The sequence below is a fragment of the Microbulbifer celer genome (assembly GCF_020991125.1).
In the GTDB taxonomy this organism is placed as follows: Bacteria; Pseudomonadota; Gammaproteobacteria; order Pseudomonadales; family Cellvibrionaceae; genus Microbulbifer; species Microbulbifer celer.
In genome coordinates this window covers 2669043-2691101 of the sequence record NZ_CP087715.1, presented here as the reverse complement: position 1 = coordinate 2691101, position 22059 = coordinate 2669043, and the positions used below count along the sequence as shown (strand labels likewise).

Below are 22059 nucleotides of genomic sequence, written 5' to 3'. Positions count from 1 at the left end.
GTTTCCCGCTTATCGATCCGCATTACCGGACTGGCTCTGCTGGGCCGCCAGCTTTTCCTGCAGTTTGTCCTGCATCTTGTGCAGTGCGGTTTCAAACGCGGCCATATTGGCATCGTCCTCGCTGCGGGCTTTTTCCAGCCGCGCCTCGGCTTTTTCCACGCGCTTTTTCAGCGCTTCGATTTCCGCCGCGAGCTTTTCCTGGGGGCTCATACTGGCGCGGGCCGCGGCGGCCGCTTTGGCCTTCTCGATCGCAGCGTTGGCGGCACTGGATGACGCGCCGGCGACGGTCAGTTTGTCTTCGGTGACAGACGGCTCTGCAGGCTTGTCGTTGTTGGCGGGCGCCTGTGCCGATTCCTTTGCTGATTCCTGTGTCGATTCCGCGGCCGGCGCGGTGGCCGCCTGCTGCTCGGCGTCTTTGAGCTTGTCGCGGGCTTCCTGGCGTTTCAGCTCGGCGGTCTTCAGCTGTGCTTCCAATTGTGCGCGCTGGTTTTCGTCTGATTCCGCCAGTTTTTTCTGTATCCGCTCCACGCGGTGCTCGGCACTGGTGAGGCTGCGCTGGGCGCGGGCCAGTTGTTGCTCCGGGGAGGCCTGTTTGGCTTTCACCCGCGCCAGGGCTGCGGCCACCACATCGGATTCCTGCTTGGCGGCCTGGGCTTCCGGTGAGTTGGCGTTCTGTTCGCGCTTCTTGCGCGCTTCTTCCGCGGCCTTCTTGCGCGCCAGGCGCTTGGCTTCTTTCTCTTTTTCCGCCTTTTCCAGGCGCAGCTTGCGGTACTCGAAGCGCTCGCGGGCGCGGTCGGCCTTTTCCTTTTCCAGCCGTGCCTCGCGGATATCGCCCTTGGCGGCACGGTAATACTGCACCAGGGGGATGCTGGAGGGGCACACGTAAGAACAGGCGCCGCACTCGATGCAGTCGAACAGGTTGTAGGCCTGGAGTTTTTCCCGATCGTCGGCGCGGGCATACCAGTACAACTGCTGCGGCAGCAGGGAGGCAGGGCAGACCTCGGCACAGAGACCGCAGCGGATGCAGGCCTGGGCCGGCGGTGGCGGCGGCAGTTCCTGATCGGTGGGCGCAAGAATACAGTTGGTGGTTTTCACCACCGGCGCGCGGTCGTCGTCGATGGTGTAACCCATCATCGGACCGCCAATCACCACCCGCTGCAACTGTTTGCGGTCCACACCGTGGTGTTCGAGGATGTGCCGGATGGGCGTGCCGAGCGGCACCTCGATATTGCGCTGGTGAGCCAGCGCCTCGCCGACCACCGTGGTCACGCGGCTGATCAGCGGCTCGCCGTGGGTAATGGCGCGATATACCGCACGCGCCGTACCCACGTTCTGGCACACGATACCCACATTGGCCGGCAGCCCCTCGTTGGGGACCTCGCGCCCGGTGAGAATTTCGATCAGCTGTTTTTCACCGCCGGACGGGTATTTGGTGGGGAACACCACCACATGGAAGCGGGTGCCCTCCGCGGCCTTTTTCATCGCCGCGATGGCTTCGGGCTTGTTGTCCTCGATGCCGATCAGCACCCGCTCCGGTTCGTCCAGCAGGTGCGCGAGGATTTCCACTCCACCGATGATCTCTTCCGCGCGCTCGCGCATCAGCATATCGTCGGCGGTGATATACGGTTCGCACTCGGTGCCGTTGATGATCAGGGTGTCGATTTCCGCGCCGCCGCGGGGGGCGAGTTTCACCGCGGTGGGAAAGCCCGCTCCGCCCATACCGGCGATACCGCAATCGCGGATCTTCTCCAACAGCGTATCGATCTCCACGCGGCGGAAATCTTCCACCGGCTCCAGCGGATACCACTGATCGCGGCCATCGGTACGGATCTGGATGCAGTCCGCTGCCATACCCGACGGGTGGGGCACGGCCATCGGTTCGATAGCCACCACTTTGCCGGAAGAGGGCGCGTGTACCGGGCAGCTCACCGGACCGTCGGCCTCGGCTATTTTCTGCCCCTTGAGAACGTTGTCTCCCAGCTTTACCAGCGGAATTGCGGTGCCGCCGATATGCTGGTTCAGGGGAACGATCAGATCCTCTGCCAGCGGGATGTGGCCGATGGGCTCGCCGGTAGACTGGTGCTTGTTCTCTGGCGGGTGCACGCCGCCGTGGAAATCGTTGATCTTGAGTTCCCGCGACAGGTCGCGGGCCTTCTCGCTGGCGATCAGGTGTGCCTCGCGGGCGGCGCGGCGTTCCTCGGCGCTGGTTCTATGCTCTACCTGGCTCATGCTGCATTCCTGTCGTCGGTGTGCAGCTCGGGTCTGTCACTGGCGATCAAATCGATTCCATCGGCTGGTTTCTCGGGGTGCCACTCCTGCAGTGGTGTTTCCAGCGGCACCATGTCAATACAGTCCACCGGGCAGGGCTCCACGCACAGATCGCAGCCGGTGCACTCATCCACAATTACCGTGTGCATCTGCTTGGCTGCGCCCACGATGGCGTCCACCGGGCAGGCCTGGATGCACTTGGTGCAGCCGATGCACTCTGCCTCGCGGATAAACGCCACCTTCTTGACGTCTTCCACCCCGTGCTCCGCATCCAGCGGTACTGCCTCCACATCCAGCAGGTTGGCCAGTTCATTGATGGTGGCCTGGCCCCCGGGTGGGCATTTGTTGATCGCCTCGCCATTGGCGATGGCCTCGGCGTAGGGGCGGCAGCCCGGGTGGCCGCATTGGCCGCACTGGGTCTGGGGCAGGATCTCGTCGATCTGATCGACAATGGGATCTCCTTCCACCTTGAAGCGCACGGCGGCAAAGCCCAGCAGGGCGCCGAACACCAGTGCCATACCGCCGAGAATCAACAGCGGAGTGGATATTTCAGACAACCATTCCATCGCCGTGTACTCCTTATACCAACCCGCCGAAGCCCATAAAGGCCAGCGACATCAGTCCCGCGGTCATCATGCCGATGGCGGCGCCTTTAAAGGGCTTGGGCACATCCGCTACCGTGAGGCGCTCGCGCATCGCCGCGAACAGGATCAGCACCAGGGAGAAACCCACCGCCGCGCCAAAGCCGTAGAGTGTGGACTGCACGAAGTTGTTCGCCTTCATGGTGTTCTGCAACGCCACACCCAGCACCGCGCAGTTGGTGGTAATAAGAGGAAGGAAGACTCCCAACACCCGGTGCAGCAGCGGGCTGGTCTTCTCGATGAACATACGCGCGAACTGCACCACGACAGCAATCACCAGGATGAAGGAGATGGTGCGCAGGTACTCCATGCCGAAAGGTTCCAGCAGGTAGTTGTTCACCAGATAGGAACAGATTGCCGCCAGGGTCAGCACAAAAGTGGTCGCGCCCGCCATGCCCACGGCGGTTTCCAGCTTGTTGGAAACCCCCATAAACGGGCACAGGCCAAGAAACTGCACCAGCACATAGTTGTTCACCAGGATGGTGGACAGCAGGATGACGGTAAATTCGCTCATAGATAATCCGTTCTGCCTCGTTTTCAGGGGCGGCCGTATACATTCTGGCCGATCCGGGAGGCGGCGATGGCGGTTCTGCCCCACTATCTGCCCCTCTGACAGATGACTTTCCTGACAACCGGGGCCGGACCGGCCGATAGCCGACCCGAAAAGTGGGGAAACCCGTAACAATTGGGGGCGGTATTATGGGCGAGTGCCTATGCCCGTTCAACTTGGCAGATTCCCCATATTAAGTGAAGTGCCGTAGGGGCGGGTAGATGACAAATCCGGGCAACGATCGGCTCAGGCAGGTCTCGTAGTATTGATGTGCAGAAATGTAGGTATTACTGAGAGCGGTTGACCCGCCACGAGCGATGTCGTAAAAAGTGCCAACCAGTTCACAAAAAAATAAGGGCGCCCCCCAAAGGAGAAGCCCGAACCGGTGGCGCCATGGAAGAAGCACAAAATCGTCGATTCTGGCTGATCGAGTTGATCGCCTACTGGGAAGGCCGACTCACCACACGGCATCTGCGCGAATTCTTTGGAATCAGCCGGCAGCTCGCCAGTTCAGAAATTGGCCACTACCGCAAAGCCTACCCGCAGAACCTGCTTGAATATCAGCGCAGTGACGGAGCGCACCTGCCCGCTCCTGACTTCCAGCGCCACCACATCAGTGACGATGTAGCAGAGTACCTGAGTTGGATGAGCGGGCTACAGGCCAGCCCGCTGCCATCCCAGTCTCCGGTATACCTGCCACACTTTATCCTTCCCCATCCTCCCAGAAACATCACCCCCGAAGTCATCCGCCCTCTGGTGCGAGCCCTGCGCGAATCCCGCCGAGTAGAGGTGGATTACGGCTCCATCGGCAACCCCAACCGGGAAGGGCGCATCATCGTCCCGCACACCTTCGTCAATACCGGTCCGCGCTGGCACCTCCGCGCCTGGTGCGAAAAGAACGGGGATTACCGGGACTTTGTACTGAGCCGGTTCCACGGCCAGCCTGAAATGCTGGGTAAGTCTCAACATACCGCAGACGGAGACGAGAAATGGAATACCGAGATCACCCTGATCTTTGAGCCGGACTCCCGCCTCAATGCCGAAAAAAAGGCCGTGCTGGAGAACGACTACGGAATGACCAACGGGCAGCTCCATCTGACAACACGAGCCCCGTTGGCGAATTACCTGCTGCAGGAAATGCGGGTGAATACCAAGATGCTGGACGGTCGGCCTGAGGCGCAGCAGCTGGTGCTTGTCAATTTTGATGACGTGCAGGAATGGTTATTTGGGTGATCTCGACGTTATTAGCGCTGCAGACGTCAAGCATGTTTACCTGTGGATTTGAGCAGTATTGGCCGCGCCTGGCATTTCTATAGACTGGATAAAAAGCGCATCTATTGGAGGATAGCAAGATGGTTATCGCAGGGAATTCTAGGTTGTGAGCAATTCGGATAATTACCTTAAGAGGTTCTCAGAGTTGCCTGATCCCGCGCGCAGAGTCTGGGCCAAGAGTGGCGAGGAATACGGCCATGGACTATTGGCACACCTGTTGGATGTAGCGGCAGTAGCCGAAACTATTTTAATGCGCGAACCTGAGAGCACCCGTCGGTGGGCGGCACAAGCCTTGGGCATATACTTGCCCAGCCTGGTGCGCTGGATCGCTTTTCTTGCAGGGCTTCACGATTTTGGCAAGGCTATTCCAGGCTTTCAGGATAAATGGCAGGAGGGCCGACAGGCTGACGAAGCTCGGGGGCTGGCGTTTCCGCAGCGTTCACTCGGAGTTACGGATCACGCTTGTGCGAGTGCGGCGTTGCTTGGTGAGCATCTGAACCGGCAAGGTGTCGAACAGCGGTACTGGGTGCTTCACGTATTGCAAGCCATCAGCGCCCACCATGGCTACAATTTTTCGCAAATCGAAATTAATCGTGCAAAACCGCTCCGCGAACCGGAAGCGTGGGGCGCGGCGCGGAATACGATTTTCGATGTTTTTCTGGCTGTTCTGGCACCGCAGGGAGTGCCAGAAGTCGAGGCTCTGTCACAGCCCGCCGTGCAGTGGTTGGCGGGGCTCACCAGCGTAGCTGACTGGATAGGCTCTAACCCAGATTGGTTTCCTCCGGGCGAGCGCTGCGACTTGTTTACTGATTACTATGCCGATGCCCTCTGGCGCGCTGATGAGGCTCTGTCAGCCATTGGCTGGATTGTGAATAAGCCCTTGCTGAGCGATTTGGCTGATGCGGACCAATTGATTGGGCGCATTCTCCAGAAACCCGAGTTTGGTGCTCGTCCGCTGCAGCGTGAGGGGGATAGTCTGCTCGAGGGCGTGCAGGGCCCCGCTTTGTTGTTAGTTGAGGCTCCGATGGGGGAGGGCAAAACGGAGTTGGCTTTTCTTGCACACTTGCGCTTGCAGGCCGCCAACCAGCATCGGGGTTTGTATCTGGCTCTGCCGACTCAGGCCACGGGCAATGCATTGTTTCAGCGGGCCATCAATTTTCTGCGTGCCTTTGCTGGTGAAACCGCTTTGGACATGCAGTTGGTGCATGGTGGTGCTGCGCTAAACGAGCAGGTATTGCACCTGCGCGGTATTCACGGCGCGCCCGGAGAGAGTGTCACTTCTTCTTCCTGGTTCTCCCAGCGCCGGCGCCCACTACTCTCGCGCTATGGCGTTGGTACTGTGGATCAAGCGCTGTTCGCGGGGCTCAACGTCAAGCACCACTTTGTTCGCCTGTGGGGGCTCGGCAACCGGGTAGTGGTGCTCGACGAAGTGCATGCCTATGACACCTACACATCTGGATTGATCACCATTTTACTGCGTTGGCTCAAGGCCATGGGCAGCTCGGTGGTACTGATGAGTGCGACCCTGCCAGCAAAGCGCCGCGCAGATTTACTGCGCGCCTGGGACGTGGATGTCTGTGAAATTCCCCAACTGCCTTACCCGCGTCTGCTGCTGGCCGATAACCGCGGCTTGCGGGGGGCAACTTGCGAGGCCAGGCCGCTGCCGCCGATCAACTTGCAAGCGGTAGGGGAGGATCTGGATAGCCTGTCGGCTTGTGCGCTTGAGTGCCTGCGACTCGGCGGTTGCGGCGCCCTGATTGTCAATACAGTTGATCGGGCCCAGGAGCTTTACCTCAAGCTGAAGGAGCAACTGGGAAGTGGCGCCAAGCTGCTGCTGTTTCATGCGCGCTTTCCGGCTGACCAGCGCGGAGAGCTGGAGCGAGAGGTGCTGGCCAGCTTTGGTGCCGACGGCGAGCGGCCACAGCGGGCCTTGCTGATTGCCACCCAAGTGGCAGAGCAGAGCCTCGATATCGACTTCGACTTTATGCTCACCGATCTGGCACCTGTGGACCTGATTCTGCAGCGCGCGGGCCGGCTTCATCGCCATCAGCGTCCGCGACCCGATGCTCATCAGCAGGCTCGCCTGTTTGTGGCCGGGCTTTCCGAGGAAAGTCTGCCCGACCTCAAAACGACCGCTTGGGGATACGTTTACGACCCCTATATTCTGGGTCGCACCTGGGCGCTGCTTTCGCGCGAGTCCATTTTGCATTTGCCACAAGATATTGATCGCCTGGTGCAAACGGTATACGGCGATACAGAATTGCCGGCGGGTCTGAGCGAAATAGATAGAGATTTTATCGAGATAGAGGCCTACGGCGATTATATGGGGAAATGCCAGGCCGAGCAGATGATGGCGACCGATGTGGCCATAGATCCGGGTGCCGAACCTCAGTTGGCCTATTCACAGAAACTCCGCGGTTATGAACAGGGAGAGGAGGGGTTGGGCCTGCCCAACAGCACCCGTTTAGGTGATGACTCGATCACACTGGTTCCCATTCATGAAAGTACCGATGGCTGGAGATTGACCCCGGGCGGTAGTACTTTCGATCCCGACAAGTACCCATCTGATGCCTTGGCCAAGGCGCTTTATGCCCGACAGATCAGGGTATCTCGCAAAGCGCTGGTCAAGCATTTTCAGGCTGCAACCGTTCCACCAGCCTTTTCCGAGCATCCACTATTGCGCCACTTGGTGCCTCTGCCACTAGAGCACGGTTGTTTCCGGCTTGACCGACTATGGCTGCGAGTGGATGCTGAGCTGGGGCTGGTTTATGAGAATAAAGACCTTTCATCCGAGGACGAGGTATGAATAAGAGCTTCAACCTGCTAGACGAACCCTGGCTGCCGGTGCGTTTGCAGAACGGACAGGTATGTGATTTGGGGCTGTTAGAGGTTTTCCAGCGCGCGGGCGAGATCAGCGCATTGGCGGAAACGGCTCCGCCCAGCCTGATTGCACAATACCGGTTGCTACTGGCTATTACGCACAGGGCGCTTAGCCGCAGCGAGGGCAGTTGGACAGACGCAGATCGGTTGCGCTGGTACCAAAGTGGCCTGCCGAGCGAGGCGATACTCGACTACCTGGAGCACTGGCGTGATCGGTTCTGGTTGTTTCACCCAGGGCAGCCATTTATGCAAGTAGCGGCGCTGGCCGAAGCGGAGGAAACCCGCGAAAAGCAGAAGCCTTGGGCACAGATATCTTTGGCCAGTGCCAACGGTAATACACCCGTCGTGTTCGATCATTCCTGCGATCTGACACCACAACCCACATCAGCAGCTAATGTGTTGCGAGCCCTATTGGGGTTCCTTCAATTTACTCCCGGTGGCCTGGTCAAAACCCTGCGCTCTTCGGATAAGGCTGGGGCCCTGGCCAATACTGCCGCCGTCTTGCCCCTTGGTTCGTCGTTGGCGGAAACTCTTTGTATGGCGCTGCATGCGCCAACTCCCTCTGGCCACGAGGATTTGCCGTGTTGGGAGCAGGAGTTGCCAAGCGTTGCGCAGTTACAGGCCGCGCCGAGGCCGGCCAGCGGCCCCAATGACCGCTACACACGGCAGACTCGCGCAGTACTACTGCTGCCGGATGAACAGGGACAAGTGCAATGGTTGCGTTTTGCCGCCGGTATTGCCCTGGCCGACGATGTGCAGGCGCCCGACCCGATGGCCAGTTATCGCGTGAGTAAGCAAAACCTGGTGCGATTGAGTTTCACGGAGGGGCGCGCCTTTTGGCGTGATTTGCCGACACTGTTGCCCGATGCTGAAGGCAAGGCCTCGCAGCCTGCCCCGGTGTTGCACTGGGCTGCCAGCTTGTTGGCCAACCTCGCCACTAACGAGCAGTCATTGTTGGTGGCGGGTTTGGCGAGCGATCAAGCCAAGCTGCTGCGTTGGCGCTCTGAGCGTTTCAATTTGCCGACCGCCCTGTTGCTTTCTCCAGAAGGTGCCGAAGAACTGCGTGTCTATGTGCGTCAGGCAGAAGAAGTCTTCAACGATATCAGAAGCATCGCCGCCAGGGCCCTTGCGGAAAGCATGCCCGAATCGGAACACAAAGATACGAAAACGCGTGCGCGCAATCTGTTCGACACCGGCTCGGCGACGCCACTTTATTTCTCCGCAGCCGAGCGCTCACTGGGCCGGGTAATGGACCTGTTGGGCACCGGTAATTCCAGCGACCTGGATAAGGCCGATGCGATCTGGCAGCAAGCCCTGCTGGCGGCAGCCGATACGGCGTGGCAGTCGGTCTGCGATGCGCTCGGTGATTCCCCGAAAGCGCTACGCGCCGAGGCCAGGGGTTATATGAACCTGATGAAAAAGTTGAAGCCACTGAGGCCCGTTCAAACCAACCACGCCGTCGCCGAGGAGGAGACTCAAGCATGAGTGACACCAAACAGGACTTTATCGCGCACCTGGAACGTTTGCGGGAGCGTGACCGCGGGGCGGTGGCTGTGCTGCGCCGCAGCCTGGGCTTTCCCCCGGGGGCCTATCCACCAGCCTATCCCCATGTGGAGCGCTTTGCCGCCGAAAGACATGCGAATGACTCCTGGCGACTAGCCCTCTATGTGGTTGCGGGTCTATACGCCTGCCACCCTAAACAGGCCAGCAAGAAACAGGCCAGCAAGACCCTGGCTAGCAGTCTCGGTGAACTGATGCGCAAACGGGAAAGCGGCAGCATTGAGCAGCGTTTTATCGCCCTGTTGGGTGCCGATGCAGAAAACCTGCCAGTGTATCTGCGCCAAGTGATCACCCTGCTAGCCGCCGATGATATATCGCTGGACTATGCCGCCTTGCTAAAAGATCTGGCTACGTGGCTCAACCCGAAGGCCGATGCCGACTGGCGGGACGGCATCCGCCAACGCTGGGCCAGAGACTTTTACCGAGCCCTGGAAGCCCCCACCCCTGAAACAGAACCAACACCTGACAATAACTGAGAGGGACATCATGAGCCTTTTTATTGAATTTCATCTGATCCAGAATTTTGCACCATCCAATCTCAACCGTGATGACACCGGCGCACCCAAAGATGCGATTTTCGGTGGCCATCGCCGCGCCCGCGTCAGCAGTCAGTGTTTTAAACGCGCTATTCGCCTGGCCTCACAGGAACACGACCTAGTTGCGCCGGAGTATCGCGGTGTGCGTACCAAAAAACTCAAGTCACTGTTGTTGGAGCGCCTGGAGGGGCGGGAGCAGACCGAAGCGGAGGGCAATATTGAAGCCGCTCTGGCAGCCGCCGGCCTTAAACTCAAGGAGGACAAAACCGAATATCTTCTGTTCCTCGGTGAGGCTGAAATTGCCGGTTTTGCCAATTTGATTGAGCAGCACTGGGATGAATTGGTCGGGGCGCCTGTAGGTGCGGAAAAGAAAGGCAAGAAAGAGGCCAAGGCCAGCGCACCGCCCGAAGTGGTGAAAAAAGCCAAAGCGCTGTTGGATGGCGGTAAGGCCGTGGATGTCGCCCTGTTTGGCCGCATGTTGGCAGATATGCCCGGGGTCAACCAGGATGCCGCCTGCCAGGTAGCTCACGCCATCAGCACGCACCGGGTCGAGCGGGAATTTGATTACTTTACCGCTGTGGACGACAAGGGCGGTCCCGATGAGACCGGCGCGGGCATGATCGGACAGGTGGAATTTAACTCAGCAACTTTCTACCGTTACGCTGTGGTCGACACCGGTAAATTGCAGAGCAATCTGCAGGGAGATGGCGAATTGACCCTTTCCGCGTTGGCGGCATTTACCCAGGCCATGGTGCGGGCTATTCCCACTGGCAAGCAAAATACCTTCGCCGCCCACAACCCACCCAGTTTTGTCGGCGTCTGCCTGCGTCACAGCAGCCCGCTAAACCTGGCCAATGCGTTTGAAAAACCAGTTTCTGCTCGACTGGATCAGTCATTGACGGGCCAATCGGTAGCGGCGCTGGCAGCACACGAAAAACAGTTGGCAACCGTTTATGGCGATTCGCGGGATCAGTGGGCTTATCTGGATTTGAGCGATACCTGGCCGGAGAACAGTGGCAATCGCGTAGCCAACCTGGAAGATCTGACGGTGTGGGTGCGCATGCAGATAGCCGACCAGTTGGAGGCCTGAATATGGCAACCCTGTTGATGCGCCTGCAGGGGCCGCTGCAGTCCTGGGGGACCAGCAGCCGTTTCGATGAGCGCGATACCCAATTGGAGCCGTCTAAATCTGGAGTGCTGGGATTGATCTGTGCCGCTCTGGGGCGAGACCGCAGCGAGCCGGTGGAAGACCTGGCGCGGTTGCGGATGGGGGTGCGAGTCGATCGCGAAGGTGTACCCATGCGTGATTTTCAGACGGCTACAGGGGTGCTAATCGCCACCGGCAAGCCCAATTTGGGACGCACCGTGGTCAGCCCGCGTTTTTACCTGTCTGATGCCGCCTTTCTGGTCGGGCTGGAAGGCGACGAAGAAAGCCTGCTGGCGCAGGTTCAAGCTGCGCTGCGCGCACCGGTCTGGCCGCTGGCATTGGGGCGCAAAAGCTTTACGCCGGGTTGTCCGGTGTGGTTGCCGGATGGTCTATCGGCATTACCACTGGCGGAAGCTTTGAAGTCCTATCCACGCCTGACGCAGGCCCAGAGGGCCGACAAAGACAAACCGTTGCGCTGCTTACTGGAAGATCCGGCCGAGGGTGCCGTGCGCCTGGATCAACCGGTAGCTCCGTTCGCCGAGCGGCGCTTCGGTCCACGTTTCGTGAAATCGGAGGTGATGTATGCACCTGACCAAATTGACGCTTGACCCGAGCAGCGCCCAGGCCAGGCGCGATTTGGGTGATGCCTATGAAATGCACCGCACACTGGTACGGGCATTTGCGCTCGACGAGCACAGTGCGCCGCCGCGCTTTCTCTGGCGGATGGAGGTGGGCGGTAACGCCTGGGCAATGCCGGTGGTGTTGGTTCAGTCTGTGGCAGAGGCAAATTGGTCGGTTCTGGCGGATCAGCCCAATTATCTGCAGAAACCGGTTGAATCTAAGCTGATAGCTCTGGAGCAACTGGTTGAAAGCGGAAATTCCTATCGTTTCCGGTTGCAGGCTAATCCGACAGTCACCCGCTGCGGTAAACGCTATGGGCTGGTTGGCGAAGCCGATCAACTGGCCTGGCTGCAGCGGCAGGGCGAGCGACACGGATTTGATCTCAGTACGGTACTGGTCGCTGCCAGCGATGTACTCTCCAGCCGTAAGGGCAGTGCGCGGATCAGTGTGCGACGCACCTGTTTTGAAGGTGTCTTGCAGGTAAACAACACTGAGACCTTCAGTCGCGCGTTAATGGCCGGTATCGGCCCGGCGAAGGCCTTCGGTTGTGGACTGCTGAGTGTAGCGCCTTGTTGATGGGAGTGAGAAATCATGGCTTTCCTCCCCCTGAAACCCATAGCGATTAAGGACCGCAGCTCGATGATCTTTCTTCAGTACGGCCAGGTCGACGTGATCGACGGCGCTTTTGTGCTGGTGGACAAAGGGGGAATTCGAACCCATGTTCCCGTCGGCTCCGTTGCCTGTATCATGCTGGAGCCGGGCACGCGAGTATCCCACGCCGCAGTCAAATTGGCTGCGCAGGTGGGGACTCTGCTTGTCTGGGTCGGCGAAGCCGGAGTGCGGATGTATGCATCCGGTCAGCCCGGTGGCGCGCGTTCGGATCGGCTGTTGTATCAGGCCAAGCTGGCCCTGGATGAAAACCTGCGCCTGAAGGTGGTACGCAAGATGTTCGAGCTGCGTTTTGGCGAGCCCGCGCCCGAGCGTCGCAGTGTGGATCAGTTACGTGGTATCGAAGGCGCACGGGTGCGCAAGATGTACGGCGTGTTTGCCAAGCAGTATGGTGTTGAATGGCATGGTCGCCGCTACGACCCAAAAAACTGGAGCGCTGGAGATAAAGCAAATCAGTGTATCAGCGCGGCCACCTCCTGCTTATACGGTATCACCGAAGCAGCGATATTGGCGGCTGGCTACGCGCCTGCCGTCGGATTCCTGCATAGTGGTAAGCCTCTCTCATTTGTATATGACATCGCAGATATTCTGAAGTTTGAAACGGTGGTTCCCGCCGCCTTTAAAGTAGCTGCGACTAATCCCAGATACCCCGATAGGGACGTGCGCGTTGCTTGCCGGGATATGTTTCGCGAGACCAAGACGTTGAAGCGGCTGATTCCCTTGATTGAAGATGTGCTCTCGGCCGGTGGTATCACCCCTCCAGGTGCCCCAAAAGATGCAGTGCCCCCAGCAATTCCCGAGCCAGATTCAATTGGTGACCGCGGCCATAGGGGCGGTTGATCATGAGCATGGTCACAGTGGTTACGGAAAATGTTCCTGCTCGGTTGAGGGGCCGGCTGGCCGTATGGCTGTTGGAGGTGCGTGCCGGTGTTTACGTAGGCGACATTTCCAAGCGCGTTCGAGAAATGATTTGGTTTCAGATTACAGAGTTGGCTGAAGACGGCAACGCAGTTATGGCTTGGGCCACGAATACAGAGTCAGGGTTTGATTTTCAGACACACGGCTCAAACAGGCGTGTTCCAGTTGATTATGAAGGGTTGCGGTTGGTGTCCTTTGTCCCAGTGAAGCCTGAACCCGGCTGATCCTCCATTCCCCCATTTCCCTACCTTTACTTAGCTGCTTTGCGGCAGCTTGTTCGTTCCAAATCGCGGTAGAAAATCAGGGGTGAAATTTTTCCTTTAAAATCAATCATGTACACTTGGAGTGTTCCCCACATGCGTGGGGATGAACCGCTGATGAGCAAACCAGATATGAAAGCCCAGGGGTGTTCCCCACATGCGTGGGGATGAACCGTGCCAGCAGGGCCGGCCAGAAGAGCACCAAGCGTGTTCCCCACATGCGTGGGGATGAACCGGTGTTCTCGTAGACTTCGGATTGGCGCGTGGTGTGTTCCCCACATGCGTGGGGATGAACCGCTGGTATGCCTCCGGCGTGATACCGCGGACCAGTGTTCCCCACATGCGTGGGGATGAACCGGCGCCCATCATGTGCTCACCGCTGACAGCCGGGTGTTCCCCACATGCGTGGGGATGAACCGATGCCGAGGCGCACGATCAAGTGATGGACGACGTGTTCCCCACATGCGTGGGGATGAACCGGATCTGGGAAACGGCGGTATGCGTATCTGCCGGTGTTCCCCACATGCGTGGGGATGAACCGCGTTTTCACGGCCTCGCGCTGCAGTTCTCCGGGTGTTCCCCACATGCGTGGGGATGAACCGATGCGCTGCTAAAACGTTCCAACCCGGGCGTTGTGTTCCCCACATGCGTGGGGATGAACCGGCGGGGCGTATGCTGATTACGAACAGTGGGGCGTGTTCCCCACATGCGTGGGGATGAACCGAAATGGCAAAGCTGGGGGGCCAGCCAGCGGTAGTGTTCCCCACATGCGTGGGGATGAACCGCGCCCGCACTGTCGCCTCTGGGGATGGCATTGGTGTTCCCCACATGCGTGGGGATGAACCGAGCGGGCAGAGCTCGCAGCGCAACTTGAACAGGTGTTCCCCACATGCGTGGGGATGAACCGAATTTTTAACAATTCGTCCATGCCTCACCCGTGTGTTCCCCACATGCGTGGGGATGAACCGGTTGCATCAATAACCGGTGGGCCGTCCGGGGTGTGTTCCCCACATGCGTGGGGATGAACCGCGTATATCGGGTTAATCACTGGTCGAGGTATTGTGTTCCCCACATGCGTGGGGATGAACCGGTTTCCGGTAACTGACAACAACGTTGCATCCAGTGTTCCCCACATGCGTGGGGATGAACCGCCCACAAAGAGTCGTCCGGTAAGAAAGACAAAGTGTTCCCCACATGCGTGGGGATGAACCGGTCTCCCAACCCGCTACTTTACAATCGACTTTGTGTTCCCCACATGCGTGGGGATGAACCGGGTATGTTCGGCGCTCAACTCGGTCTGAGCGGGTGTTCCCCACATGCGTGGGGATGAACCGGGTATGTTCGGCGCTCAACTCGGTCTGAGCGGGTGTTCCCCACATGCGTGGGGATGAACCGAGTCAGACGTTGCTCCGCCAATCGTCGGTTAAGTGTTCCCCACATGCGTGGGGATGAACCGAGGCTGAAGATATGCCGACCGAGCGCAACATCGTGTTCCCCACATGCGTGGGGATGAACCGCTGGAAATTTAAGGGGGTGATCCATGGCTAGTGTGTTCCCCACATGCGTGGGGATGAACCGGGGGTTTCTGATGGGGTCACTTGATCTATTGGCGTGTTCCCCACATGCGTGGGGATGAACCGCGGCGAGAAGTTTCGGGATTTCCCCAGGGTATGTGTTCCCCACATGCGTGGGGATGAACCGGTTTTCCAGCAGTTCACCGGGGCACAGCGCGAGTGTTCCCCACATGCGTGGGGATGAACCGGTCATTGCAACAGTGATCAGGCGAGTTTTAGAGTGTTCCCCACATGCGTGGGGATGAACCGGCTACGAGGAAACCGTGGCAGAAATATTGGAAGTGTTCCCCACATGCGTGGGGATGAACCGCCTGAGATGAAAACGAAATTCGGCATAAACTCGTGTTCCCCACATGCGTGGGGATGAACCGCTGCACGAGTGGCAGCAGCGCGACCTGACTGCGTGTTCCCCACATGCGTGGGGATGAACCGCTCACCTCAAACAGGCGCGGATTGTCGGCGTAGTGTTCCCCACATACGTGGGGATGAACCGTACGAGGCACTGGTGCAACGCGCCCCGGTAACGTGTTCCCCACATGTGTGGGGATGAACCGCTATGCCCACGAGTCATTTTGAGCGGGGACACCTTTTCCCCCGGTGCGGTGATACACAGAACGTTGGAGACCCTCTCTAAGTTGAACGTACAGAGCTCCCGTAGTGGTAATCGACTTTGATTGCGAGGATTGGACAGTGTTCTGTCGAAGCTGAGGTCAAGTTGTGGTGTTGTTCTAGCTATTGAATACCTGGTGTTACTCGTGCTCGCTGCCGGGAAAGTCCTCGGTGGCCTCCAGATAGCTTGATCCAGTCAGATGTAGTCGTTCTCCGTCCCACGCGAGATATTGGTCGCGTTTTTCCGGCGAAAACTCAATATCGCCAACGAGCTTGAATACGCCTCGGTACCATACAGATTGGTCGTATTCGTAGTAAATAGTGCCGGTGTAGAATTTATCAGACGGATTATCATCGTCCGTTATTTTTACGAATACACCACCATCAGAGCCACCTACCCACCAAGATCCGTCGGGACCAGTTGCGGGTACTTTTTCCAGCGAGCACGCGGTAAGAATTACAAGACAGCAGAGTACTGCAAGGGCGAATCGCATTTGATTACCTCTCTACGCAGCTGCCGGCTGCATGAATGACCGATTGATCGCTGCGAGCGAGGTGGGTGGATTTTCAAGAGATACCGTGTTTTCTACGCGAGAGTAGTCGAGGTCATTAAACTGAGCACGAATTTCCTCAATGTATGAGTTCGGTCGTGGGTCGACCATGTAGGGCATAGACACGTCGGCGGCTTCAAGGATCTGTTTCATAAAATGATTACAGCTATTGCTGAACAAGTCGTATGGTTTTCTGGACGGGTTTTTGTTTTCCAGTAGCCGCTTGTTGGCTCTGTCCAGCATTGCTTGATATTTACCGGGTACTTCAATGTAAGCCCCTGAAATCCTTCCACCATGCCCGGCCTTGATTGATATCTGGCTTAATACGTAAGTCAATGAACTTTTTTCTGGGTGCTCACCAATATACTTTACATTCCTAATAGTGTGCTTTCGAACAATTCCCTTGGGTCCGTACCGACCATACTCGAAGTACTTCGTGGTGCCAGTGGATCCATTGATGAACAGTATCCCGGCATGCCCCAATTCAGGTACTTTATTTCGAGTTTCCGGAATTTCAATGTCATCAGGAAGAATATCGATGCCTGGAAGTAGGTCGGGAATTTTAATGCGAGCCCTAGGCGTATTTACGGCGATTGTGTAGTCAGGAAAAACGATGGGTATAGCAATATCGGGCATGTTGATTACGTCCTTGATATCAAATAGATATTATTTCGGTTTGGGGGAGCATCAATGATAGGCGTCGGCAGGGAGAAGCTATCCGAGAGCTTTTGCATAAACCCGTAGGTACAGCCAGAAGCACTAGAATATTTACCAACTTAATGCACCGGTCAGAATTTAAGTCTGGAAATTGCTTGCAATTTTATCTGACGCAGGCCGCTATATCTATATAAACTTTTATACGTCTTTAGATAAAAGCAAACTTAGCGATGCGCTGGAATTGGTACGATAGCGCCATCGGGTTTCCAGTTGATCGTCTATACGGCCGGAAAGTCACTGCAAGGAAATAGCAAATGTACACTATTCGCACAATGTCACGGGCCGATCTTGATATTGCCGTAGAATGGGCCGCCAATGAGGGGTGGAATCCGGGACGGGGGGATGCGGAGTCTTTCTACGTCACGGATCCCAAGGGGTTTATGGTTGGCTGCCTTGGTGACAAGCCGATCGCCTGTATCTCGGCGGTGAAGTACCCGCCAGATTTCGGCTTTCTCGGGTTCTATATCGTGGCCCCCGAATACCGTGGGCGCGGCTATGGCCTGCAGTTGTGGCAGGCGGCGATGGCGCGGGTGCAGGGCGGCAATATCGGCCTGGATGGTGTGGTGGAGCAACAGGCCAACTACCGCAAGTCCGGCTTCCATCTCGCCTGGCGCAATGTGCGCTATCGCGGCGCTGGCCCGCAAAGCCGTGTAGATAGCGGCAGCATCTCCGGCAAGCTGGTGACGTTATCGCCTCTGGCTGGCCATACATTGACCGAAATTGCCGATTACGATCGCCAGCTGTTTCCCGCTCGGCGCGAAGCGTTCCTCAAGTCCTGGGTGGCGCAGCCCGGAGCCGTTGCCCTGGGCGCTGTGACGGGGGGTAAGCTGTGCGGATACGCGGTGATGCGTCCTTGCCGGGAGGGGTACAAGGTTGGTCCGCTGTTTGCAGAATCTTCCTCTATCGCGGAAAAACTGCTGGGCGGGCTTACCGCGCGTTTGGCCCCTGAGATGCCCTTCTTCCTTGATATTCCCGAGCCCAACCCCGCCGCCAAGCAGCTGGTGGCAGCCCATGGCATGCAGAAGGTGTTTGAAACCGCGCGTATGTATACCGGGCCGGTGCCCGATATCCCTCACCATAAAGTTTTTGGCGTCACCACCTTCGAATTGGGGTAAAGTTTACAGTTTTGAAGGCGTCGGAGCCGGGGTTACAGGTGACGGATTTGATTGAGATCGCAGTGGATGATCTGTCGGGAGAGGACATTGCGCAATTTCTGCAGGACCATATTGATGATATGCGTGCCATGTCGCCACCGGAGAGCAAGCACGCGCTGGATCTGGAAGGGCTGCGTCAGCCGGATATCACTTTCTGGAGTATTTACAGCGCAGGAACTCTGGTGGGCTGCGGCGCGCTCAAGGAGCTGACGGCAGGGCACGGCGAGATCAAGTCTATGCGCACCGGCGCCGCCGCGCGTGGTCGCGGCGTGGGCAGCGCGATGTTGCAGCATATCCTGAGTGAGGCACGTGCCCGCGGATACGCGCGGCTGAGCCTGGAGACCGGCTCCATGGCCTTTTTCCAGCCGGCGCACCGTCTGTACGCCCGGCACGGGTTCGAGTTCTGCGAGCCATTTGCCGACTATAAAGAAGACCCCAACAGCCTGTTCATGACCCTTGTCCTTTAATTCCTGCAAAAAATCTGACGATGGAACAATATCTACAACAATCAACCACAATCGACTGGGGACATCCACAGATCCTCGCCAAGGCAGAAGCGCTGCGTTGTCTTTCCGGTGCGCGCTCTGGCACCGCGAGAAATTGCTTTGAGTTTGTGCGCGATGAAATTCTCCACAGCGGGGATCACCAGGCAGGCCCGGTAACCTGTCGGGCCTCCGAAGTATTGCAAGCCGGCACCGGTTTCTGTTTCGGGAAAAGCCACCTGCTGGCGGCGTTATTGCGCGCGAACGGTCTACACGCGGGGCTCTGTTATCAGCGGTTATTGATCGGGGAGGAGAGTGGTCGTTTCTGCCTGCACGGATTGAATGCGGTATTTCTGCCGGCCTACGGCTGGTATCGCGTGGACCCCCGCGGCAACAAAACTGGTATTGCCTGTGAGTTTGTTCCGCCGCAGGAGCGCCTGGCCTACACGCCCTCACAGACGGGTGAACAGGATCTGCCGGAAATCTATGCCGATCCACTGCCGCAGGTTATTGAAGCTCTGGAGGCTCACGATACGGTAGTGGACCTGGAATCCTGCCTTCCCGACGTGTGACTGGGGTTTGTGATACGGCCACCGGCGGGATTACCCTATTGTGCTGATAGATGTACTGGGCGGGATGCATCAACGAAATGCTCCTGCCAGGTCATTATTTATTGGTATCTGCAAACAATTGCAAACAACAGGAGCAATCCATGTCGGAATATACCCCACCCAAGGTGTGGAAATGGGATGCGGAAAGCGGCGGTCAGTTTGCCAATATCAATCGCCCCGTAGCCGGTGCCACCCACGAAAAAAACCTGCCGGTGGGCAAACACCCTCTGCAGCTGTACTCCCTGGCGACACCCAACGGCGTCAAGCCGACCATCATGCTGGAGGAGCTGTTGGCTCTGGGGTACGAGGGCGCGGAGTATGACGCCCACCTGATCCGGATCACCGAGGGTGATCAGTTCAGCAGTGGCTTCGTGGAAGCCAATCCCAATTCCAAAATCCCGGCTATGGTGGACCACAGCACCACACCGCCAATCCGCGTGTTCGAGTCCGGTTCCATTCTGCTGTACCTGGCGGAAAAGTTCGGCGCCTTCCTGCCGCATACCCCGGAGCAGCGCACCGAGGCATTGAACTGGCTGTTCTGGCAAATGGGCGCCGCGCCGTTTCTCGGCGGGGGTTTCGGGCACTTCTATGCCTACGCGCCGGAGAAATACGAATACCCCATCAATCGCTACACCATGGAAGTGAAGCGGCAGATGGATGTGCTGGACCGACAACTCGCCAATCATCCGTTTATTGCCGGGCACGAATACACCATTGCCGATATGGCTATCTGGCCCTGGTACGGTGCGGTGGTGAACAACGAGGCTTACGACGCGGCGGAGTTTCTCGAGGCTCATACCTACAAACATCTGAACCGTTGGGTGAAAGAAATCGGCGAACGACCGGCGGTTCAGCGTGGACGCATGGTCAACCGCACCTGGGGCGAGCCCGCGGAGCAACTGCACGAGCGCCACGATGCCAGCGACTTTGAACTGCGGACTCAGGACAAGATCGGGGATTCTTCGGCGGGCTGAGGATGCTGAACGTCCGGCAGCGCCTGTGCTGCTGTCGGCTTCCCGTCGGAACCTTCATTTTCAATGATCTTGAAGCGGCTGATCAGTGTCAGAAGCTGCTGTGCCTGTGCCGCCATAGTTTGGGCGGTTGCGCTGGATTCCTGTACTAGCGAAGCATTCTGCTGGGTTGCTACGTCAATCTGGGACACGGCCGTAGTGACCTGGCTGATACCGCTTATCTGCTCTCCAGTAGCGGATGAAACCTCGTCCATTAACGCCGCCAGGTTTTGAATTGCCGAAACGGTTTGATCAATGGTCTCGCCGCTGCGGTTGGCCTGGGTGGCACAACGGCTGATCATTTCCTGAGTCTCCAGCAGCATCTCGCGGATCTTGCCGGAGGATTCGGCGGCGCTGCTGGCCAGGCTGCGTACTTCGGCGGCGACGACGGCAAAACCTCTTCCCTGCTCACCGGCGCGGGCTGCCTCGACGGATGCATTCAACGCGAGAATATTGGTCTGGAAGGCAATTCCGTCGATGGCTTCAATAATGCTGTTCATCTCGTTGGACCGTTGAGCGATTTCCTGCATCAGGGATACGCTGGTTTTTACCTCTTCCCCGCCAGTCCGGGCGCGTTCAGAGGCAGTACTGGCAAGTTCGTTGGCATTCTTTGTGGCCTGGGCATTTTGCTGCGCAGTGGCCGAAAACTCTTCCATGCTGGCCGCAGTTTCCTGCAGTGCTGCGGCCTGTTGCTCGGTGCGTGTCGATAATTCTTCTGCACCTGCGGACATTTCGTTTGCGCCAGTGCTGACCGAGTCACTTGTCATTTTCAAGTTGGCTACCAGCTGGGTCAGCGAGCTGCTCATCTCGCGCATGGCGCTCAACAGCATGGCAGGTTCGTCGCGCCCACTGATGGTAATTTTCTGACGCAGGTCTCCCTGGCTGATATCGCGAGCAATGCCGACGGCGGCATTCAACGGACGCGTGATACTTCTGGATATGACGACGGAAAGTGCTGCCGCCAGCACCACGGCCGCAAGTGCAACTACCTTGATCCAGAATATGGCACTTTCGTAATTTTGGCGGAGGGTGAGGGTGACATTGGCCATATCCGCGGAGGTTTTTTCTTTGATGGCGTTCGCGGTTGATTCGATCTGGTAAACGCTTTCTTTGTATTGGGCAAAGTCGGCATTGGCGGCGTTGGTGGATCTCAGTTGTCCGGCCACTATACGTTGATGGACATTGCCAAATCCTTGCTGGTACTCGGCCAATGCCTGTCGAGCTGCTTCATAATGCTGCAACAGTTCTTCGTCGTAGGCGAGAGCCTGGCCTGCGTTCAATACTTCCTCAAGCTGTACTCCAGCTTCCTGCCACCGTTCGAAATAGACTTTTACCTGATCTTTCGATTTGATATTGATGAATACATCTTTTTCAAATCGACGTTCTTCCAGTGCGAGGGTTGTCGCCCGCTGGGCATTCAGCGCCAGCGCGACATACACATTGAGCATGTTGTCTGTCGAATGTTTGAATTTGGATAGCATGAGTAGACCGCTCAGGCTGGCGGCGACGAGCAACCCGGTGATCAGTGCGAACGCGAACGCAAGGCGCGCCCCGATTTTGAAATGACTTAACATGATGCCCTTTGGGATTTGTCTGGATTCTGGGCTGTATCTTCGGCCGTTTGTCGAAACTCTTGAGGCGAAAAGTCAGAAGTATTCTCGGGTTAGGATGGGTAAGAGGGGGGCGGTGGTGAGCAATTCATGCGCCCGGATCTAAGGGTGGTGGTGCTTCTGCTCTACCTTTTTCTGGTTAGGTAGAACCTGGATCCCAAGCTAGCCATCCGGGGGGGGAATCGACTACTAATAATGCGCTGGTGCATCCAGCGGGAAATCGCTGCTGTGCGCCGGTACAGTGCGGACGTATGGTCAATCGCACCTGGGGGGAGCCCGCGGAGTAACTGCACGAGCGCCAAGATGCCGGCGACTTTGAACCGCGTACCCAGAATAAGTTGGAAGGTTCCGGCGACACTGATCGTTGAATTGAAACCGGAAACTCAAATAAGTGGATGGGCGGTAGCTTTCGGTAGGCA

General features: G+C 57.7%; 19 protein-coding genes and 1 CRISPR repeat array. Of the genes, 13 read left to right on the top strand and 6 right to left on the bottom strand.

Features of this window, described 5'->3' with window-relative positions:
- Positions 1-9 precede the first annotated feature (9 nt).
- From rsxC to rsxA, 3 genes are read right to left on the bottom strand one after another with little or no spacing between them, the layout of a single operon-like run.
- On the bottom strand, positions 10-2229 hold the full coding sequence (rsxC, locus tag LPW13_RS11315; protein ID WP_230435480.1) for an electron transport complex subunit RsxC: 2220 nt from the start codon (positions 2227-2229) through the stop codon (positions 10-12).
- Positions 2226-2834 carry an electron transport complex subunit RsxB gene (rsxB, locus tag LPW13_RS11310; RefSeq protein WP_230435478.1) on the bottom strand — a complete coding sequence of 203 codons (609 nt, stop codon included), beginning with the start codon at positions 2832-2834 and terminating at the stop codon, positions 2226-2228. Before rsxB ends, rsxC begins: the two co-directional genes overlap by 4 nt.
- Positions 2835-2847: 13 nt before the next feature.
- Entirely contained in the window at positions 2848-3423 is a 576-nt protein-coding gene (gene rsxA / locus LPW13_RS11305) for an electron transport complex subunit RsxA (RefSeq protein ID WP_230435477.1), read from the bottom strand.
- Positions 3424-3852: 429 nt separating this feature from the next.
- Here rsxA and LPW13_RS11300 point away from each other — a divergent pair, with 429 nt between their 5' ends.
- The 9 genes from LPW13_RS11300 to cas2e all read left to right on the top strand — a co-directional run bounded on the left by LPW13_RS11300 (position 3853) and on the right by cas2e (position 13286).
- Positions 3853-4692, top strand: coding sequence for a helix-turn-helix transcriptional regulator (locus LPW13_RS11300; protein WP_230435475.1), 840 nt, complete (start codon positions 3853-3855; stop codon positions 4690-4692).
- Positions 4693-4837: 145 nt separating this feature from the next.
- Entirely contained in the window at positions 4838-7537 is a 2700-nt protein-coding gene (cas3, locus tag LPW13_RS11295) for a CRISPR-associated helicase Cas3' (protein WP_230435473.1), read from the top strand.
- A complete protein-coding gene (casA, locus tag LPW13_RS11290) occupies positions 7534-9096 on the top strand; it encodes a type I-E CRISPR-associated protein Cse1/CasA (protein WP_268932637.1) in 1563 nt (520 codons plus the stop codon). The genes cas3 and casA overlap by 4 nt, the downstream gene beginning before the upstream one ends.
- Positions 9093-9647 (top strand): type I-E CRISPR-associated protein Cse2/CasB, encoded by a 555-nt coding sequence (gene casB / locus LPW13_RS11285; protein WP_230435470.1) that lies wholly within the window; start codon positions 9093-9095, stop codon positions 9645-9647. The genes casA and casB overlap by 4 nt, the downstream gene beginning before the upstream one ends.
- 10 nt (positions 9648-9657) lie before the next feature.
- Positions 9658-10797: a type I-E CRISPR-associated protein Cas7/Cse4/CasC gene (gene cas7e, locus LPW13_RS11280; RefSeq protein ID WP_230435469.1), complete on the top strand. Its 1140-nt coding sequence runs from the start codon at positions 9658-9660 to the stop codon at positions 10795-10797.
- Positions 10798-10799: 2 nt separating this feature from the next.
- Positions 10800-11462, top strand: coding sequence for a type I-E CRISPR-associated protein Cas5/CasD (cas5e, locus tag LPW13_RS11275; RefSeq protein ID WP_230435468.1), 663 nt, complete (start codon positions 10800-10802; stop codon positions 11460-11462).
- Complete coding sequence (gene cas6e / locus LPW13_RS11270) at positions 11437-12051, top strand: type I-E CRISPR-associated protein Cas6/Cse3/CasE (RefSeq protein WP_230435466.1); 615 nt, start codon at positions 11437-11439, stop codon at positions 12049-12051. Before cas5e ends, cas6e begins: the two co-directional genes overlap by 26 nt.
- Positions 12052-12066: 15 nt before the next feature.
- Entirely contained in the window at positions 12067-12984 is a 918-nt protein-coding gene (gene cas1e / locus LPW13_RS11265; protein ID WP_230435465.1) for a type I-E CRISPR-associated endonuclease Cas1e, read from the top strand.
- A gap of 2 nt (positions 12985-12986) precedes the next feature.
- Entirely contained in the window at positions 12987-13286 is a 300-nt protein-coding gene (gene cas2e / locus LPW13_RS11260) for a type I-E CRISPR-associated endoribonuclease Cas2e (protein ID WP_230435463.1), read from the top strand.
- Positions 13287-13407: 121 nt separating this feature from the next.
- Positions 13408-15450: direct repeats of the CRISPR family, unit length 29 nt; unit sequence GTGTTCCCCACATGCGTGGGGATGAACCG.
- A 195-nt stretch (positions 15451-15645) separates the two neighbouring features.
- On the opposite strand, the gene LPW13_RS11255 is transcribed toward cas2e, so the two are convergent.
- Both LPW13_RS11255 and LPW13_RS11250 read right to left on the bottom strand, forming a co-directional pair.
- Entirely contained in the window at positions 15646-15999 is a 354-nt protein-coding gene (locus LPW13_RS11255; protein WP_230435461.1) for a hypothetical protein, read from the bottom strand.
- A 12-nt stretch (positions 16000-16011) separates the two neighbouring features.
- Complete coding sequence (locus LPW13_RS11250) at positions 16012-16692, bottom strand: hypothetical protein (protein ID WP_230435460.1); 681 nt, start codon at positions 16690-16692, stop codon at positions 16012-16014.
- A 335-nt stretch (positions 16693-17027) separates the two neighbouring features.
- On the opposite strand from LPW13_RS11250, the gene LPW13_RS11245 reads away from it, so the two are divergent.
- From LPW13_RS11245 to yghU, 4 genes are all read left to right on the top strand, one after another.
- On the top strand, positions 17028-17888 hold the full coding sequence (locus LPW13_RS11245) for a GNAT family N-acetyltransferase (protein WP_230435459.1): 861 nt from the start codon (positions 17028-17030) through the stop codon (positions 17886-17888).
- Positions 17889-17935: 47 nt separating this feature from the next.
- Complete coding sequence (locus tag LPW13_RS11240; protein WP_230435458.1) at positions 17936-18394, top strand: GNAT family N-acetyltransferase; 459 nt, start codon at positions 17936-17938, stop codon at positions 18392-18394.
- Between the two features lie 20 nt (positions 18395-18414).
- On the top strand, positions 18415-18981 hold the full coding sequence (locus tag LPW13_RS11235; protein WP_230435457.1) for a transglutaminase-like domain-containing protein: 567 nt from the start codon (positions 18415-18417) through the stop codon (positions 18979-18981).
- Positions 18982-19121: 140 nt separating this feature from the next.
- Complete coding sequence (gene yghU, locus LPW13_RS11230; protein WP_230435456.1) at positions 19122-19994, top strand: glutathione-dependent disulfide-bond oxidoreductase; 873 nt, start codon at positions 19122-19124, stop codon at positions 19992-19994.
- Here yghU and LPW13_RS11225 read toward each other — a convergent pair.
- Complete coding sequence (locus LPW13_RS11225; protein ID WP_230435455.1) at positions 19961-21544, bottom strand: methyl-accepting chemotaxis protein; 1584 nt, start codon at positions 21542-21544, stop codon at positions 19961-19963. The two genes, yghU and LPW13_RS11225, sit on opposite strands and share 34 nt — an antisense overlap.
- Positions 21545-22059: the final 515 nt, after the last annotated feature.